Here is an 18,683-nt window from a genome sequence, read left to right as displayed (position 1 = left end):
AGAAAAGGAAATTTGATGCAAAATAAAAAATTGGTTTTTGGTTCTTTACTAGCGATTTTAGTGCTTTTTATTGGGTTTACATTTTTTTATCAAAATGAACAAAAAAGTGAGCAAACAGCAAAAGTAGAAGATGTGAATTCATTACTTGTAAGAGATTATTCTTTTAGAATGGGTGATAATACAAAAAATATTAGTGTTGTTGAATTTTTAGATCCAGAGTGTGAGTCGTGTGCTATTTATAGTCAAGTTGTAAAAAAGCTTTATAGAGAGTATTACAAAGATATTCAAATTGTTGTAAAGTATTTAGATAATCATAAAAATTCAAGACTAACTATACAAATGCTTGAAGCCGCAAGAGTTCAAGGAAAATATGAAGATGTTTTAAATATGATGTTTGAAAAACACCCACTATGGGCTTCTCATTATTCAAGTGTTGATAAACCAGAACTTTTATGGCAATTTTTAAAAGAGATTCCTTCTTTAGATATTGAAAAATTAAAAGAGGATATGAAAAATCCAAAAATTGATGAAATTATTGCTCAAGATAGAAAAGATGCAGAAACTTTAGGTGTAAGAGGAACTCCAACACTTTATGTAAATGGAGTTTTATTAGAAAGATTATCGGATAAAGCACTTTTTGACTTAGTTGAAAAAGAGATTTATAAATAATGGAAATTTTAGCTACTTTTATTTTAACTGCTATTTTAGTTGTTTTGTTTATATATTTTAATAGTAAAAATGTAGTAAAAAAAGCACAAACAAAGTTAAATATAATAAATCAATATAAAAATGCTCTTTTAGAGATTTTAAAAGAACATAATGAAGATAAAGATTTACAAACAAGAAATAAAATAGAGTTTTTAAAGAAAGTGAATCAAGAATTGTCTATGAATATCTTTTTTGAAAAATATGAAGTAAAAATTATTTTAGAAGAGTTATCAAAAATGGAGCAAGAATGAAAAATGTATTAGTTAGTTTATTTGCTGTTTTAGCATTTTTATTTATTGGTTGTGATGGTGGTTCAACAATTGATTCAAAATCATTAGCAAAGAAAAAAATTGAAGAGGACAATAAAGAGTTTATCTCTCAATCTTTTCTTTTATTAACAACTGATGAAAAAATTATTGGATTTAAAAGTACAGCAAATGGACTTGATTTCGATGAGTTTAAAGGTAAAAAAGCTGTTATTATAGATGTTTTTGCAACTTGGTGTCCTCCTTGTATTGAAGCTATACCAAAACTTAGAGAAATTAAAGAGAAGTATAAAGATGACTTAGAAATAGTTTCTGTTTTATTTCAAGATGAAAAAACAGTTGAAGAGATACAAGAATTTATAAAAGAGTATCAAATAAATTATCCAATTACAATGGGTGAAGAAAATGATAAATTAGCTCAAGAGTTAAATGTTAGAAAAATTCCTGAGATGTTTTTATTTTCAAAAGATGGTAAATTTGTGCATAAATTTATAGGAAATGCACCAAAAGAAGAGTTAGAAAAATATATAAAAATTGCAATTGAGAACTAAATTTTAGTTCTCAATTTATAAAAAACTTCAAATAAAAAATCAATTATTAAACTACTATTCTTAATTATTTTAGTAATTAAAATATATTATGGCATAATCTAAAAAAATTATTTTATTGTAAAACAATAAGAAATGAATATAAAATGAGATATGTTGTAGGTATAATAACTGATGGTAAAAAAGTTTTATTGTTAAAAAAGAATAATCCAGATTGGCAAAAAGGTTTATACAATGCAGTTGGTGGAAAAGTTGAATTAGAATCAACTCCATTACAAACTATAATAAAAGATTGCAAGGACAAAATCGGATTAGATATTATAAATTGGAAAGAATTAGATAGTCTATTATTGCCTAATGGAATAGATTTGACATATTTCTTTGCTATTTTAGAAGAAAATGATATAAATAAAGCACAGAGTTTAACAGATGAAAGAGTAGAACTTTTTGATATAAATAATTTACCAAAAAATATACTCAAAGATTTAAAAATGCAAATAGATAAAATATTTTTTAAAATTGAAAAAAAAGATAGTATAAGTAAAAAACTTTTTATATTTATTGTGACTATATTATTTGTTTTATTCTCTTCCTTGATGTTATTGGGAAAAGTTCAAAAAGGAAATTTTTTATATTATTTAACAGAAGAAAAAAAAGATGAAGATATAGATAAAAAAGTTCAGTTCAAAAAAGGTTTTAATGAACGAATATTTGGTAAATGATACCTTATAATATATTTTTTATTTCTTCTAAAGTATTTATAAAATATTTTGCTTGTGAAAAGTCCTGAGAAGCTGTGAATTCATTTTTTACAATAATGCAGTCTATATTTGCATCTTTAGCACTTTGTAAACCTCTTTGTGAATCTTCAACTACAATTGCTTCATAATCTTTAGCAGCAAATTTTTCTAAGCCTTTTAAATATGGTTCTGGATTTGGTTTTGCTTTTTTATAATCTTCTACACAAAGAACAAAATCCATAAAATCTACAATTCCACTATTTTTGTGAATTAGTTCAAAATCAACTCTTCTTGATGTTGTAATAATTGCCATTTTATATTTTTTTGATAGATTATTTAATGTTCTTTTTACTTTTGGTATTTTAATATCTTTTGTTTGTAAAAATTCTTGATAGAATCTATCTCTTATGTTTCTATGCTTTGCTATTGTATCTTTATCAATATTGTTAAGTTTTGCTAATTCAAAAGCACTTCCACCTTTTGTCATAATATCTTGATAAAAATCCATTTCAAGATTTAATCCTAAAATAGCAAGAGATTTTTTATTTGCTTCAAAATACCATTTTTCTGTTTCAACTAAAACACCATCGTTATCAAAAAGAATATATTTTTTCATCTAATTTCCATAAATTTGAGTATAAAAAAAGGAAGCTTTAAAAGCTTCCTTTTTCTGTTATAGGAGGAGAAAAAAGTTAAATTTATTAACTTATGAAAGAATTATAACCATCCACAATTAACTCTTCCTAAATAAACTATTAATAAAAAGTAAATAAGATAACTTTTATCCTATTTTACTTTTCCCATTTTGCTTTTGGAGCTTTATAATCTAAAATTTGTTTTAATAAATCATCAATATTATCACTAAATATTAGCATATCAACATGTTCTTGTTTGATAAAACCTTCTTTTGCACAATTTTCTAAAAACTCTTTTAGTTTGTCATAATAACCATTTATATTTAAAAATGCACATGGTTTTTTATGATAACCAATTTGTGCAGAACTTATTACATCGAATATTTCATCAAAAGTTCCATATCCTCCTGGAAGTGCTATAAATCCATCGCTTAACTCTTCCATTTTTGCTTTTCTTTGATTTATTGTTTCAACTTTAAAAATAGTTGATAAATTTTCATTTTCTAACTCTTTTGATGCTAAATCAAAAGTTATAACGCCAATAACATTATTATTTAGTTTCAAAGATTCATTTGATATGATTCCCATAATTCCTTGTTTACTTCCACCATAAACAATATTAATATTATTTTTGGATAATTTTTTTGCAAGAAGAATAGCTTGTTCTTCATAAATTTTGCTATTTCCAAATGCAGAACCACAATAAATTGCTAGATTCATTATTTTTTCTCCTTTTTATTATATGGTTTTAACATTAGTAACATTTTTGGTAATAACAATAAATCAGCAACTAAAACGCTAATCATTACAATTCCTGTTAGAAGACCAAAGTATATTGTAGGAATAAGATTTGAAAGTGTTAAAATAGAAAAACCTATTACTATAATAATAGTTGTATAGTACATTGCATGTCCAATTCCTTCATGAGCTCTTTTTATAGCGTTCATATAGTTATGGTCAAATTTGTACTCAACTTCAAATCGATGAATAAAGTGAATTGTATCATCAACTGCTATTCCCAAAGCAATAGCTGCTATTGTAATAGTCATAATATCAAGAGGAATTCCTAGCCATCCCATAATACCAAAAACCAATGAAATAGGTATAAGATTTGATACTATTGCTATAAAAACAACTTTTGATAATCTAAAAATCAAAAAGAACATAATTGATAAAACAAATAGTGAAGCACCAAAAGTTGAAGCTTGCGACTCAAAAAGTGATTGTAACATATTGTTATACAAAACCATAAGATTTGATAATCTATATGTCGTTTCTTTATTTGTTATTATATTTTCCAAATCTTTATTTATTTTATGTAGTAATTCATCTCTTCTTAGATCTGGATTTGAGTCTATAATTCTCATCGTAACTCTTGCTTCGTTTGCATCTATATTTACATAAGGAGATAATATTAGTTGTTTATATTCTTCTGGAAGTTGATTGTAAATTAAAGCTAAAGTTATACCGTCTAAATCTTGATTATTATTTAGAGTTTTACCAATTTTTAGTAATGTTGCTAAAGATTGTACTTTGCCTATTTCAGGAATTGATTCTAAATAGTTATGTACAGCCATAATAGTTTCCATTTTATCTTGAGTAAACCAGTATTGTTTATCCTCTTTTGATAAGATAAATTCATTTTCAAAGTCATCAAAATCACTATTATTAACAATTATTTTTTCTTGTATTTCATCATTTTTAAATTTGATAATTATATCAAGTGGAGTAGTTCCGCCCAAATTTTCATCTATAACTATCATTCCTTTATAAATTTCAGTTGATTTTTTAAAGTAGTTTATAAAACTATTTTCAATAAAAAGTTTTGAAGCCCCTACAATAGAAAAAACAACAGTTATAATACTTACAACTATGATAGCTTTTCCATTATTCTCAACTATTTTTGAACATTTATTTATAAAAGAGAATTTTCTATCAGATTTGTCAAATTCATCTTTTTTACCAATAAGAATTAAAATAATTGGAAAAACAATAAAAGATATAATCAATGATATAACTATCCCTAAGCTCATCATAAGTCCAAGATTTATAACTGGTTCTATATTTGATAATACAAGAGAACCAAAACCTACAACAGTTGTAATAATAGCTAAAGAACAAGGAATTAATTTTGATAAAACGGTGTTCATTACAAGTTTATATTGATTCGCTTTTTTATATTTGAAAAATAACTCTCTATATCTTTCTATTAGATGAATAACTATCGACATAGTAATTATTAGCTGAAGTGCTACAAAGTTTGAAGATATTACTGTAACTTCCCAATCAAAAAATCCTAAGACACCACCAGTTGAGATGATAGATATAAAACATATTAAAAGTGGTATGAAAACCCATCTTGCTCTTCTAAAAATATACCAAAGAATAAAAATAAATATTATGATAAGGCTCAAACCATAAATAAGTAAATCACTTTTAACAAATCCTATAACATCCGAAGATATCATATTTACTCCACCAAGGAATATTTTTGCTTCATTATCATAATTTTTAATAATTTCTCTTATTTGTTCGATATTTTTTTTGTCATTTTGTCTTAAAATATCTCTAAATTTTTTGAATTCAACAATAGTTGTTTCCAACTCTTTTTCTTCATTTTTTGTTATAGTTCCATTTTTTTGTTTCTCTAAAAGAGCATTTCTTTTATCTAAAAATTCAAAATATTTATTATCATCTTTTAGATTTAAAATAATTGCAGTTGTTTTAAAATCAGAACTTACAAGAGCATTTTTATATAAAGGTGAAGTTAAAAACTCATTTTTTACAAGATTTTTATCAAATTCTCCTGTTTGTAAGTTATCAACACCAGCAACTAAATCAGAAATAGGGCGAATTGGAGATTGTAAAAGAGGAACGGTTAATATTGAATCAACTTTTGTAATATTATCAACTTGTTCAAAATCTGAAGATATTTTTTTAATAGTATCTAAAGATTTTTCACTTAAAAGGTCATCGTTTGGAGAGAAAGTTACTATTAGAAAATTTGAATTTTCATATTTTTTATAAACTTCTCTAAAAAATCTTAAATCTTCATCATCTTCAAGTAAAAGTGTTTCCGCACTTGCATCTATTTGTACTTTACTAGAATAGTATCCTAACGTTGCAATAAAAGAAGCTACAAGAAGTAAAACTAAAAAAGGATACCTAAAAATAAAGGTATCGTAAAGCCTTTTTACCATAAGAACTATTGGTTTTTAAATTGTTCAAACATTTCATCAAAAGATTTCTCTTTTAACAATCCTGCAAACTGTTGTCTATAAGTTTGAATGATACTTACACCAACCAAGTCAATGTCATAAATATACCACTCTTTATCTTTTTCATAAAAATTGTAATTTACATCATAATTTCCATCTTTACCAACAAGCTGAGTTTTTAATTGAAGTCTCGTCTTATTATATGGTTCTAAAGATATGATTTTTACTTTTTGGTCATTGTAAAGTTCAAGTTTTTCACTATAAGATTTTTTTAGCTTTTCTTCAAAAACTTTAACAAAAGCATCTTGTTTTTGTTCATCTATACTTTCCCAAGCATCTTTGCCTAATGCAATTTTTGCCATAAGTTCAAAATCAAAAGCATCATCAACTATATTTATAATTTCTGTTTTTTTATCTTCAAAATTTAAATCTTTATTTTTTAATACTACTAAAACACTATCGATTTTTTTCGACATCTCTTCTTGTATATCATCTTTTTTTAATGCAAAAGCATTTGAAGATATAATTATTGTTATAAGTGCAATTTTCAAAAAATATTTTTTCATCATTCTATTCCTCTATCTCTTTAGTTCTTTTTTGCTTATAAACATCTCTTAAATATGGATATAAATCTAAAGCATCTTTTTTTATTATTTCATAAAAATTAGGGTTAAATGAATACTCATTTACTTTATAAACAGTATCTATACCTAACTCTTGAAGAGTGTTTTGTGGAATTTTATAATCTAAAGTATTATGACCTAGTTGACTTGTAGGTGCTACTATAAAATCTCCTGTTAATCCAACCATATCTCTTAGATTTGAAGGACCTATAAATGGTAAAACAACTGGAAAGCCATCTCCGATCCCCCAATATCCAAGTGTTTGCCCAAAATCTTCTCTATGGATTTTCATACCTATTACATCTGTTGCTGGGTCCATAAATCCACCAATTCCCCAAATTGTATTTATAAAAAATCTTCCCATTTCTTCTGAAGCATTTTGAAATTTAAATTGTAAAAGATTATTTATAAATCTTACGGGGAACATTAAATTTGTAAAAAAGTTGTTTATACCCGTTCTTGCAGGTTTTGGTACAACATATGCGTAACCTTTTGAAACAGGAGTTAAAACATAAGAGTAAAATCCATCGTTAAAAGAAGTCATAGTTCTATTATAACCACTTAATGGGTCAAAAATATCTTCAGTTTTTGAAGAAAATTCAGAATCAAATTCTTCTGGAAAATCATTGTTTATTGGCTCATTTGCAAAACTTAATAGTGTAAAAAACATTATAAGAATTAGTTTTTTCATACCATATCCTTTAAAATAAAGCGATATTATATAGAAATTTAATAGAAGATAACTTTAATGATGCTTTTTTTTCTCTGGTTTAGTATATAATAATTTTAAAAAAGATATAATAGAATTAAATTTTAAAAAATAGATTTTGGAGTAATTTATGGGTAGAGCCTTTGAGTATAGAAAAGCAGCTAAAATGAAAAGATGGGGAAATATGTCAAGAGTTTTCCCAAAATTGGCAAGAGCAATAGAAGTAGCAGCAAAAACAGGAGTTCCAGATCCAGAGATGAATTCAGCTTTAAGAACAGCGATTTTAAATGCTAAAGCTGAAAATATGCCAAAAGCAAATATTGATGCAGCTATAAAAAGAGCAACTGGAAAAGATGCAGCAAATTTTAGTGAAGTAAACTTTGAAGGAAAAGGTCCTCATGGAGTTTTGATTTTTGTTGAAACAGCAACAGATAATAATACTAGAACAGTAGCAAATGTAAAAATGTATTTTAATAAAACACAAGGACAAGTTGTACCTACTGGTTCTTTAGAGTTTTTCTTTGATAGAAAAGCTATTTTTGAGTTTAATAAACCAGAAAATTATGAGCTTGAAGATTTGGAAATGGAATTAATAGATGCTGGACTTGAAGAGCTTGAAGAAGAAGATGGTTTATGTTTGGCTTATGCAAACTATACAGACTTTGGAAATATGAATAATAAGTTTGAAGAACTTGGTATTGCTTTAACAAAAGCTGAATTAAAAAGAATTCCAAATAATCCTCAAGAGTTTAGTGAAGAACAACAAGAAGATATAGGAAAACTAATAGAAAAACTTGAAGATGACGATGATGTTCAAGCTGTTTATACAAATATTGCGTAAGCTATTTTAGGAGATGAAAATGAATGAAAATCAAAAAAATATAGGTGAAACTACTGGTGAATTAGGAAATGTTGACCAAATAAGAGAAATTTTATTTGGTTCTCAATCAAGAGAACTAAATAAAAGATTTGAAAAGCTTGAAGTTGATATTAAAAGATCTTTTGATGATTTAAAGTCAAAAATTGAGTTTAGCCAAAAAGAGTTTAATCAAAAACTTGAAAATGAAGTTGAATTAATATCAAAAAGAATTAAAAACCTAACAACAACTCAGCAAGATGAGTTTGCAGATATAAAAGATGGTAATTTAAAACAAGAAAAAAGAATTCAACACAATATAGATCTATTAAATGAAGAAATAGGTGTAAAAATAGAACAACTTACAAAAGACCAAAGCGATAGTAAAAAATCTTTAAGTGAAGAGTTAAACTTTTTGAAACTTGAAGTTTTTGAATTTATTGAAGATAAATTGGCTCAAATGAATAATATTAAACTTTCAAGAGATGATGCTGCTGAAATTATGATGGAAGCAGCTTTAAGAATAAAAGGGAATAACATTCAAAGCCAGTTAAACTTAATAGAAGAACCAAAAGAATAAGTTAAGATATGAATGAACTACAACGATTGAAAGAGCTTTTATTAAAAAAAGAGCTTGAAGATTTTGATGAACTTAAAAAACAGATTGAGAAGCTTGAATTTGAATCAAATAGTAGTGAACATATCAAACAAAAAATATCTCCTGTTGTAACAACAGCCATAAAAGATAATATTAAATCTTCAAGAGATGATGTTGTAGATAGTTTATATCCAATTATAGGAAATATGCTTACGAAATATGTAACTAGAACTTTTGAAGATATGATAAATTCTATCAATAATCAAATCAGAAATAGATTTTCTTTTAAAGCAATAAGTAGAAAGATACGAGCAAAAGCAAAAGGTGTTAGTGAAACTGAACTTTTGATAAAAGAGAGTACAAAAGCCTATATAAAAACACTTTTTTTAATAGACAAAAATAGTGGAGTTGTTTTGACAACTTTGGAAAACAAAAATAGCAATATAACTGAACCAGAAATGGTTGCTTCTATGCTTACAGCTATTAGAAGTTTTGTGAATGATTGGGTTGAAAAAAATGATGAAAATAAAGAGTTAAATACTATTGATTACGGTGGAAGTAAAATTGTAATAGAAAGTAGTACGAGTTGCTATTTAGCAGCTATTGTTGATGGTGTTGTAACAAAAGATGTATATAGAAAACTTGATGAATCTTTAGCTTTAGTTGTATCAAAATATGGTTCAAAAATAAGAGAATTTGATGGAAATTTAGCCAATCTACCAATAGATAAAATAAATGAAATTTTATTACCATTAATGAATTATGAAGAGTATATAGAAGAACACAAAAGTATTCATCCTATAATTTATATTGTTCCATTATCTATACTATCAGCTATTGGATATTTTATATATTTATACATTATTGATACTAATTTAGAGAAAAAAGCAAATGATATTTTGTATAAAAATCCAGAACTTACTATTTATAGATTAGAAGTTAGTGTAAAAAATAGAGATATTTTTATAAATGGTGTTGTTCCAAATACTTTTTATAAAGATATTGCTTTTAACTCTTTAAAAGAGTTACCAAATGTAAATAAATTAGAAAATAATATTCAAGTTATTGATTATATAAATAATCCAAAAGATATTTATGACAAAATAACATATTTAAGAATGGCATTGAATCAAAAAGATGGTAATAAGATAGGCTATATTTATGATTATCCAAATCTTAAAGTTACAGGTTCTGTTATTAGTAAAAACGAGAAAAAATATGTTGAAAGTCAATTTTCTTTGGTTGAGGGCTTAGAAAAGTTGGAATTTGATATAAAAATAGTCCCACCACAAATAAGTGATGTTATACATTTTGATTTAAACTCTTCTGAAATTTTACCAAATCAAGAGTATAAACTTATAAACATTATTAGTTTACTACATAAATTAGATGATGATTTGGTTTTAGAAGTTTATGGATTTAGAGATCATACAGGTTCAATAGAAAGAAATGAAATTTTAGTAAATCAAAGAGCTTTAAATGTTATGAGATATTTGAAGCTAAAAGGAAATGTATCTCAAAAACTTGTTAATTTAGGTCGTAATGAAATTCCAGAAGGAATAGAAGAAGATTATCAAGAGCAGGGTAGAAGAGTTATTTTCAAATGGAAAGAGTAAAGGTTTTTTATGTTTAGTTATAAAATAGTTTTAGTTGGAGATTATGGTACAGGAAAAACAAGTCTTATAAGAAGATTTGTGGACAATAGCTTTAGTGAAGAGTACAAAAGTAGTATTGGTGTTGCTATATCGAAAAAAGAGCTAATTTCTAATATTAATAGTATAGAACATAAATCAATTATGATGATTTGGGATATTGAAGGAAAAACTGATTTTCAACCAATTTTTGCTCATCATCTTATGGGTTCAAAAGCTTTTATTATAGTTGCTGATGTAACAAGAAAAGAGAGTCTTGATTCAATCAATGAACATATTTTACTTTGCCAAAAAAGTGTTGGAACAGCTCCTATTTTTATTGCTTTAAATAAAAGTGATTTGCAACATGAAGAGATAGATTTGAATAGTATAAAATCTTTATCTTCAAATGTTATTAAAGTTTTTAAAACATCAGCAAAAGATGAAACTTGTGTAAATGATATATTTGAAATTTTGAATTTTACTGTTGTTGGAAATTTGATTAAATGAAAACTGATTTAATTTTACCAATAGTTTGTAGTAAATATAAGATAGCTTATGTTCTTTTTGATAAAGATTTAGCCATTATTGATTTTGTTGAAAATATGAGTGATTTTATTGAATCTGATTTAAAAATATCTGAGAAATCAGATTTAAGAGAAGTTTTTTGGGAATTTGTAGGACTAGAAGATAGTTTAAATGACTTATATGAAGATAAAAAAGAGTATTTACATCTTCCCATGATATTTAGAAATAATATATATTATGACATTAATGTTGAAATTTGTTTTATAGAAAATAAAAAATATTTTATAGCAATGTTTACGAAACAGCAGAATAATCTTATGGAATATTTCAAAAATATTCAAAAAATGAATGAAACAAATCTTCACAATTATAATACTAAAAAAACTTTCAATAAAATCAATGAAAAACTTATAAGCTTTCAAATAGACAATGATGGATTTATAAAAAATGCAAATAGTGCTTGTACTTCATTTCTAGGATTAGAAGAAAAAGAATTGATAAATAAACATCTTTCAGAATACTTTTTTTCAAGAAATAAAAAAATTGACTTAAATAGTCATAGTAATATCTTAAGAGCAGAAAATAAAGATAATATAGAGATATTTTTTCATGCTGAGATTATAAATATTAATAATGACATATCATCTGACAAAATTATAGTTTGTCAAGATATTACATATCTAAAAAAGATAGAGAGCGAACTTGAATATGCAGTTAATCACGATAGTTTAACTGGACTTCCAAATAGATTGTATTTGACTAAAAAAATAGATGAAAATATAGAAAAATCTATAGAGAATAATTTATTCTTTGCTTTATGTTTTATTGATTTAAATAAATTTAAAGCAGTAAATGATACTTATGGACACCATGTTGGTGATATGTTATTAAAACATATTGGAGAAGTTTTAAAACATACTGTAAGAGAAGAAGATACAGTTGCAAGGCTCGGTGGAGATGAATTTGTTGTTTTATTGGAAAGCTTAGAATCCGTAGAATATTTAGAAAAAACTATTTCTAGGATACAAGAAGTTTCTGGAAAAATGCCATTTCACTATAATAAAGATTTAATTATTGAATTATCATTTAGTTTTGGAACAAGTATATATCCAAAGGATGGAGAAGATGCTAAGACTCTACTTGAAACAGCTGATAAAGAGATGTATTTAAAAAAAAATAGATAGATTCTAAGTCTAATAAACTTATAATCTACCTAGTAAACTATTTTTTAGAATCTAATTTTTCAATAGTTTTTCTTATATCTTCCACTCTTTTAGACGAGCTTGGATGTGTTGAAAAGAAATCATTACCACCTTCTTTTCCTTCGCTCATATTTTGCCAAAAGTTTATAGCTTCATATACATTATAACCAGCTTTGTGCATTAGATAAATTCCTATTTCATCAGCTTCACTCTCTTGCATTCTTCCATAAGGAAGCATAACTCCCAAGTTAGTACCAAGACCATAAGCTTGATTAAATGCATTTTGATATTGTGGAGCTGATGCTCCTAAAACAACATTTCCAACTATTCCAACACCTTGTTGAATCATATTATGGCTAACTCTTTCTGCTCCATGTCGCGCAAGTGCATGAGCAATTTCATGAGATATTACAGTTGCAAGTTGATCATCATTTTTAGCATATTTTAAAATTCCAGTATAAACTACAACTTTACCTCCAGGTAAACAAAAAGCATTAGCTTGTTTATCATCTACTAAATTAAATTCCCATTTAAAATCATTTCTTTGTGCAACTTGTGCAATTTTTTGCCCTATATTTTTAACTCTTTGAGAATCTTTTGTATTGTTTATAACTTTCACATCAGTTAAGGCTTCTTTATATGATTTTTCTCCTAAAGCCATCTCTTCTGAAGATGACATAAATATCATCTGCGAACGATTTGTATAAGGAGCTTTATGTGTACAAGCTGAAAATAGAAAAGCTGTTAAAATTATCAAAATAATACTTTTTGTTTTATTCATCTTTTTCCTTTTTAATTTTTTATGTAAATTCTAACAAAAACTATATATAAAAAACGATAAAATAAAGCTGTTTTGTACAAAAATTGTACAATGTATATATTGCCTTTTAATTTTAATTTAAAATCTCATTTGTAAACTAACTTATGATTTATATGTTGCTTAAATAATAAATTCCAAATTTAAAAAATAGTGTAACTTTTATTTACAAAAAATAAATTTGTACAACTATAAACAATAATTGTACATATTTATTTAAAGCTTTGTGATATAATTTAGCCAAATTCTTAAAATTTAATAGGAGATAATATGAGTTTATTACAAGACTATAAAGCACACGAGAGTGAAAGAGCTTCACAAGGTGGATTACCACCATTAGCTTTGACAGCTCAACAAACTGCTGATTTAGTAGAGTTATTAAAGGCTAGTAAAGTTGAAGATGCTGATTATGCATTGAATCTATTTAAAAATAAAATTAATCCAGGTGTTGATGATGCTGCTTATGTTAAAGCTGCATTTTTAAATGATGTTGTTCAAGGTAAAGTAGCATGTTCTGTGATTTCAAAAGTTGAAGCTATTGAAATTTTAGGAACTATGATGGGAGGATACAATGTACCACCATTAGTTGAAGCTTTAAAAATTGCTGAAGTTGCTGATGCGGCTGCAGAACAATTAAAAAATACAATCTTAGTTTATAACTCATTTAATGATGTAAAAGCATTGATGGATTCTGGAAATGCTAAAGCTAAAGAAGTTATTGAGTCTTGGGCAAATGCTGAATGGTTTACAAATAAACCTGCACTTGAAGAAGAAATTACATTAACTGTATATAAAATTCCTGGTGAAACAAATACAGATGATTTATCTCCTGCAACTGTTGCATTTACAAGAGCTGATATTCCATTACATGCAACTGCAATGTTACAATCAAGAATGGAAAAACCATTAGAAAAAATGATTGAATTAAAACAAAAAGGTCATCCATTAGCTTACATTGGTGATGTTGTTGGAACGGGAAGTTCTAGAAAATCGGGAATTAACTCTGTTCAATGGCATATGGGAAGAGATATTCCTGGTGTTCCAAATAAAAGAACAGGTGGTGTTGTAATAGGTTCAATAATTGCTCCAATTTTCTTTAACACTGCTGAAGATTCAGGATGTTTACCAATTCAAGCAAATGTTGATGCTATTGATACTGGTGATGTAATTGTGTTAAAACCGTATGCTGGTGTTATTGAAAAAGATGGAAAAGTTGTTTCAGAATTTAAATTAGCTCCAAACACATTAACAGATGAAATGAGAGCAGGTGGAAGAATTCCTTTAATTATTGGAAAAGGTTTAACTGCAAAAGCTAGAGCAGCATTAGGATTAGGTGCTTCAACTATATTTATTGCTCCTGAACAACCAGCTAACAATGGTAAAGGTTATACTCAAGCACAAAAAATGGTTGGAAAAGCTTGTGGTGTTGAAGGTGTTAAACCTGGTATGTATGTTGAACCAATTGCAACTACTGTTGGATCACAAGATACAACTGGACCAATGACAAGAGATGAGATTAAAGAACTTGCAGCATTATCTTTTGGTGCTGATATGGTTATGCAATCATTCTGTCATACAGCTGCTTATCCAAAACCAGCAGACATTAAATTAAGACACACTTTACCAGACTTCATCAACTCAAGAGGTGGAGTTACACTTAAGCCAGGTGATGGTGTTATTCACTCATGGTTAAATAGATTATGTTTACCAGATACAGTAGGAACTGGTGGAGATTCTCATACAAGATTCCCAATTGGTATTTCGTTCCCAGCTGGTTCAGGTCTTATAGCATTCGCAGGTGTTACAGGTATGATGCCTTTAACTATGCCAGAATCTGTTTTAGTTAAATTCTCTGGAAAAATGCAACCGGGTATTACTTTAAGAGATTTAGTAAATGCAATTCCATATTATGCAATTAAACAAGGATTATTAACAGTTCCTAAGAAAAATAAAAAGAATATTTTTGCTGGAACAATCGTTGAAATTCAAGGTTTACCAGACTTAAAAGTTGAGCAAGCATTTGAATTATCTGATGCATCTGCTGAAAGATCAGCTGCAGCTTGTTCTGTTCAATTAAATAAAGAACCAATTATTGAATATTTATCTTCAAACATTGCTTTAATTGAAAAAATGATTGAAGAAGGTTATGAAGACGCTAAAACTTTACAAAGAAGAGCTGATAAAATGAAAGAGTGGATTAAAAACCCTCAATTATTAGAGCCAGATGCTGATGCTGAATATTTAGCAACAATTGAAATTAACCTTGATGATATTAAAGAACCAATTTTAGCTTGTCCAAATGATCCAGATGATGTTGCTACATTAAGTGAAATCTTAGCTGATGACAATAGACCAAAAAATATTGATGAAGTATTCGTAGGTTCTTGTATGACAAATATAGGATTATTCAGAGCTTTAGGAGAAGTATTAAAAGGTGAGGGTGTTGCTAAAGCAAAACTATGGATTGCTCCTCCAACAAAAATGGATGAAGCTCAATTAACACAAGAGGGATACTATGCAGCATTTGCAGCAGCAGGTGCTAGAATAGAGATTCCAGGTTGTTCATTATGTATGGGTAACCAAGCACAAGTTAGTGAAGGTTCAACAGTATTTAGTACAAGTACAAGAAACTTTGATAATAGACTTGGTAAAAATTCTAAAGTTTATTTAGGTTCTGCTGAAGTTGCCGCTGTTGCTGCACTTTTAGGAAGATTACCATCTGTTCAAGAATATTTAGACATAGTTGCTAAAAAAATCAATGAAAGCAATAAAGATGGAGTTTATAAATATCTAAATTTCCACCAAGTAAGTGCTGAAGATTTATCTATTCTTTTAACTTCAAGATAATTAAATAGTTTGTAAGAAGTACTAACTTCTTACAAATTTTTCTATTAAAAAACAAAATAAGCTATAACTTGATAATATATCTTTTTTAAATTAAGGATATTTTTGAATAAATTATATTATAGCTATGAAATTTTTAAAGAAGATACACAAAATCTAGTAAATTTATGTAGGAATTTTGAAGCCGATACTTTTTTAAGTATTGCAAGAGGTGGATTAACTCTTTCTCATCTAATGGCTCAAGCACTAAATCAAAGAAATCTATTTATAATAAACTCAATATCTTATGATAGAAAGACTCAAAAAAATAGTCATGATGTTTTTAATATTCCAGATTTAAGTAATTCAAAAAAAGTATTAATTATAGATGATATTATAGATAGTGGAAATACAATGAAGCTAATTTTGGAGATTTTAAAGAATAAATACCCAAATATTGAGTTTAAATTAGCAACTTTGTTTTATAAAAAAAGTGCTTTAATAAAGCCAGATTTTTATGTAAAAGAAGCTAATTGTTGGATTGAATTTTTTTGGGAAGTTGATATAAAATAAAAGGAGTTTAAAATGGTTATGGATATAAAAGCAAAAAGATTTTTAGCATTTGCTAGTTTTTTATTAGCGAGTGCAGTAGCTTTGGGAGCTTTTGGTGCTCATGGATTAAAATCTATTTTAGATGAAAATATGCTAAAGGTTTATAATACAGGAGTTACCTATCAATTTTACAATACATTTGGATTGTTTATAGCAACATTTTTGTATATGTTGCGTCCTTATGCAAGAAAAATTTTATTATCAATTTATTTAATTACTATTGGAACATTAATTTTTAGTATATCTTTATATTTTTTAACAATTTTAAATATTCCAGTTCTTGGAGCGATTACTCCTATTGGTGGAACATTGCTTATAATTGGATATTTAACTTTATCTTATGGTATATTAAAATCAGAATAAGTAATTAAAATAAAAAGGATAAAAAATGGCAGTAAAAGAACATTCACTAGATATTTCAGCAAAACTTGATATGCAAGAGATGAAGAATGCTGTAATTCAAGCACAAAAAGAGATAGACAATAGATATGATTTTAAAGGTATTAGTAAAGAAATAGATTTAAATATTGGTGCAAAAACTATTACTTTAGTATCTTCGAGTGATAATAAAATAGATGCAATGCTAGATATTATGATTTCAAAGATGAATAAAAGAGGAATATCTATAAATTCACTTGAAGAAGTAAAAAAAGAAGATAGTAGTGGTGGAAATAGAAAATATATTTATAAAATTATTGATAGTATAGAAAAAGATGAAGCAAAAAGAATTCAAACAGAGATTAAAAATCTAAAACTAAAAGTAACTGCTGTGAATCAAGGTGATACTATAAGATTGACTAGTAAAAATATTGATGATTTACAAATAGTTATGAAGCATTTAAGAGGTCTTGATTTAAAAGCTCCATTGGTATTTGATAATTTCAAATAGGAAGTTTATGAAAAACAATATTGAAGATTTAAAAATTGAAGAGCTAAAAGAGACTAGATACATAAAACCAATTAGTGTAAGGTTTACTTTAAATGGAATTAAAAAAAGTTGGGAAGCAGTAAGAAGTCATGATAGTGTATCTATTTTGTTATATCATGAAGAAAAAAAATCTTTTTTACTTGTAAAACAGTTTAGAATGCCTGTTTATTTAAATGACAATAGTATTAAATATACTTATGAGCTTTGTGCTGGACTTGTCGATAAAGATAAAACTATTGAAGAGATTGCAATTGAAGAAATAGATGAAGAGTGTGGATATAAAGTTGATATAAATTCTTTACAAAAAATCACATCTTTTTTTACAAATGTAGGTATAAGTGGAGCAAAACAGCACTTGTTTTTTGCGAATATAAATGAAAATCAAAAAATTCATAGTGGTGGAGGAGTAAATGATGAACAAATAGAACTATTTTTCCTTCCTGTTGAAAAATGTGATGAGTTTATTTTTGATGAGAATAAAGCAAAAACGCCAGGACTTATTTTTAGTCTTTATTGGTTTTTAAAAAATCAAAATAATTTTGGGTTTTAAATGAGATTTTTTATTATATTTATTGCTTTAGGTTTATTTGCTGATGAGAATATTACAAAAGATGATTTAGATATAAATAACTCTTTTATTACCAAATATGAATATGGGAAAATGTTATACAATAATCCAAGAGGAATAGGATGTAACAACTGTCATGGAGATGATGCTAGAGGGGCAAAAATTGTAGATTTTAAGCATACTCAAAATGATGAAGAGTATATTTGTTCAATCATTGCACCTGATATTAAATATATAGAATATAACAATTTTTCAAAAAAGGTTAATTCTAAGAAAAATGAGAATTTAAAATTTGAAAAACATCAAGTTTGCGATAAATTAATATATAAAGCAAATGTTATGCCAACATATTTTATGGTTGAAGAAGAAATAGAGGCTATTTATTACTATATTCAGAATATGAAGTGAGAAAGCTAAAAGCTTTCCCACTTATCAGTTTTACTTTCTTTTACAACTTCTATTTTTGATTTTGTATTTGAAGTAGTTTTTATAGATTTTACTTTCGAAGTTTCTTCTATTTTATTATTTCCTTTATTACTTTCTAATCTTTTAGCTTTAACTTCATCTTTACCAATAAACTCTTTCTCATTAGCATCACTTACTATCAATTTTGCAATTTCATCTGTTACTATTGCAATATCATGTGTTTGACTTGCTACCATTGCATTTTGTT

21 protein-coding genes and 1 pseudogene are annotated in these 18,683 nt (G+C 26.5%); 15 read left to right on the top strand and 7 right to left on the bottom strand.

Annotated features, from left to right (window positions below):
- The first annotated feature begins 15 nt into the window (after positions 1–15).
- From CRU91_RS04995 to CRU91_RS04980, 4 genes are all read left to right on the top strand, one after another.
- On the top strand, positions 16–669 hold the full coding sequence (locus tag CRU91_RS04995; RefSeq protein ID WP_113894014.1) for a DsbA family protein: 654 nt from the start codon (positions 16–18) through the stop codon (positions 667–669).
- On the top strand, positions 669–959 hold the full coding sequence (locus tag CRU91_RS04990; protein ID WP_113894013.1) for a hypothetical protein: 291 nt from the start codon (positions 669–671) through the stop codon (positions 957–959). Before CRU91_RS04995 ends, CRU91_RS04990 begins: the two co-directional genes overlap by 1 nt.
- Positions 956–1,525, top strand: coding sequence for a TlpA family protein disulfide reductase (locus CRU91_RS04985; RefSeq protein WP_113894011.1), 570 nt, complete (start codon positions 956–958; stop codon positions 1,523–1,525). The genes CRU91_RS04990 and CRU91_RS04985 overlap by 4 nt, the downstream gene beginning before the upstream one ends.
- Before the next feature lie 143 nt (positions 1,526–1,668).
- The gene (locus tag CRU91_RS04980) at positions 1,669–2,244 is read left to right on the top strand and encodes an NUDIX domain-containing protein (protein ID WP_113894009.1); all 576 of its coding nucleotides are present in this window, start codon (positions 1,669–1,671) and stop codon (positions 2,242–2,244) included.
- 4 nt (positions 2,245–2,248) lie between these two features.
- Here the strand turns inward: CRU91_RS04980 and CRU91_RS04975 are convergent, their stop codons facing one another.
- From CRU91_RS04975 to CRU91_RS04955, 5 genes are all read right to left on the bottom strand, one after another.
- A complete protein-coding gene (locus tag CRU91_RS04975; protein WP_113894007.1) occupies positions 2,249–2,878 on the bottom strand; it encodes an HAD family hydrolase in 630 nt (209 codons plus the stop codon).
- A gap of 175 nt (positions 2,879–3,053) precedes the next feature.
- On the bottom strand, positions 3,054–3,617 hold the full coding sequence (locus CRU91_RS04970) for an LOG family protein (protein ID WP_113894005.1): 564 nt from the start codon (positions 3,615–3,617) through the stop codon (positions 3,054–3,056).
- Positions 3,617–6,097, bottom strand: coding sequence for an efflux RND transporter permease subunit (locus CRU91_RS04965; RefSeq protein WP_113894003.1), 2,481 nt, complete (start codon positions 6,095–6,097; stop codon positions 3,617–3,619). Before CRU91_RS04965 ends, CRU91_RS04970 begins: the two co-directional genes overlap by 1 nt.
- A 5-nt stretch (positions 6,098–6,102) precedes the next feature.
- Entirely contained in the window at positions 6,103–6,681 is a 579-nt protein-coding gene (locus tag CRU91_RS04960) for a Tgt2/MlaC family protein (protein ID WP_235826952.1), read from the bottom strand.
- Between the two features lie 4 nt (positions 6,682–6,685).
- A complete protein-coding gene (locus CRU91_RS04955; protein WP_113893999.1) occupies positions 6,686–7,429 on the bottom strand; it encodes an MlaA family lipoprotein in 744 nt (247 codons plus the stop codon).
- 148 nt (positions 7,430–7,577) lie between these two features.
- Between CRU91_RS04955 and CRU91_RS04950 the strand changes: the two genes are divergently transcribed.
- The 5 genes from CRU91_RS04950 to CRU91_RS04930 are packed head-to-tail and all read left to right on the top strand — an operon-like array spanning position 7,578 to position 12,244.
- Positions 7,578–8,288, top strand: coding sequence for a YebC/PmpR family DNA-binding transcriptional regulator (locus tag CRU91_RS04950; protein WP_113893997.1), 711 nt, complete (start codon positions 7,578–7,580; stop codon positions 8,286–8,288).
- 19 nt (positions 8,289–8,307) lie between these two features.
- On the top strand, positions 8,308–8,883 hold the full coding sequence (locus CRU91_RS04945; RefSeq protein ID WP_113893995.1) for a hypothetical protein: 576 nt from the start codon (positions 8,308–8,310) through the stop codon (positions 8,881–8,883).
- Between the two features lie 8 nt (positions 8,884–8,891).
- On the top strand, positions 8,892–10,517 hold the full coding sequence (locus tag CRU91_RS04940) for an OmpA family protein (protein ID WP_113893993.1): 1,626 nt from the start codon (positions 8,892–8,894) through the stop codon (positions 10,515–10,517).
- 9 nt (positions 10,518–10,526) lie between these two features.
- The gene (locus CRU91_RS04935) at positions 10,527–11,042 is read left to right on the top strand and encodes a Rab family GTPase (protein WP_113893991.1); all 516 of its coding nucleotides are present in this window, start codon (positions 10,527–10,529) and stop codon (positions 11,040–11,042) included.
- A complete protein-coding gene (locus CRU91_RS04930) occupies positions 11,039–12,244 on the top strand; it encodes a GGDEF domain-containing protein (protein WP_113893989.1) in 1,206 nt (401 codons plus the stop codon). Before CRU91_RS04935 ends, CRU91_RS04930 begins: the two co-directional genes overlap by 4 nt.
- A gap of 37 nt (positions 12,245–12,281) precedes the next feature.
- Here the strand turns inward: CRU91_RS04930 and CRU91_RS04925 are convergent, their stop codons facing one another.
- Entirely contained in the window at positions 12,282–13,043 is a 762-nt protein-coding gene (locus CRU91_RS04925) for a M48 family metallopeptidase (RefSeq protein ID WP_113893987.1), read from the bottom strand.
- Between the two features lie 306 nt (positions 13,044–13,349).
- Between CRU91_RS04925 and CRU91_RS04920 the strand changes: the two genes are divergently transcribed.
- The 6 genes from CRU91_RS04920 (at position 13,350) to CRU91_RS04895 (ending at position 18,418) form a co-directional block, all read left to right on the top strand.
- Positions 13,350–15,926: a bifunctional aconitate hydratase 2/2-methylisocitrate dehydratase gene (locus CRU91_RS04920; protein ID WP_113893985.1), complete on the top strand. Its 2,577-nt coding sequence runs from the start codon at positions 13,350–13,352 to the stop codon at positions 15,924–15,926.
- Between the two features lie 102 nt (positions 15,927–16,028).
- The gene (locus CRU91_RS04915; RefSeq protein ID WP_113893983.1) at positions 16,029–16,475 is read left to right on the top strand and encodes a phosphoribosyltransferase; all 447 of its coding nucleotides are present in this window, start codon (positions 16,029–16,031) and stop codon (positions 16,473–16,475) included.
- Positions 16,476–16,487: 12 nt separating this feature from the next.
- Complete coding sequence (locus CRU91_RS04910) at positions 16,488–16,877, top strand: DUF423 domain-containing protein (protein ID WP_113893981.1); 390 nt, start codon at positions 16,488–16,490, stop codon at positions 16,875–16,877.
- 25 nt (positions 16,878–16,902) lie between these two features.
- Positions 16,903–17,403, top strand: a complete 501-nt coding sequence (locus CRU91_RS04905; protein WP_113893979.1) for a YajQ family cyclic di-GMP-binding protein — start codon at positions 16,903–16,905, stop codon at positions 17,401–17,403.
- A 7-nt stretch (positions 17,404–17,410) separates the two neighbouring features.
- Positions 17,411–17,992, top strand: coding sequence for an NUDIX domain-containing protein (locus CRU91_RS04900; RefSeq protein WP_113893977.1), 582 nt, complete (start codon positions 17,411–17,413; stop codon positions 17,990–17,992).
- On the top strand, positions 17,993–18,418 hold the full coding sequence (locus tag CRU91_RS04895) for a c-type cytochrome (protein WP_113893975.1): 426 nt from the start codon (positions 17,993–17,995) through the stop codon (positions 18,416–18,418). It begins immediately after the preceding gene.
- A gap of 5 nt (positions 18,419–18,423) precedes the next feature.
- Here the strand turns inward: CRU91_RS04895 and CRU91_RS04890 are convergent.
- Positions 18,424–18,683: pseudogene (locus CRU91_RS04890) on the bottom strand (methyl-accepting chemotaxis protein); the annotation flags it as partial.

The sequence above is a fragment of the Aliarcobacter vitoriensis genome (genome assembly GCF_003316695.1).
GTDB classification, from domain to species: Bacteria; Campylobacterota; Campylobacteria; order Campylobacterales; family Arcobacteraceae; genus Aliarcobacter; species Aliarcobacter vitoriensis.
This window is presented reverse-complemented; position numbering and strand designations above follow the sequence as displayed.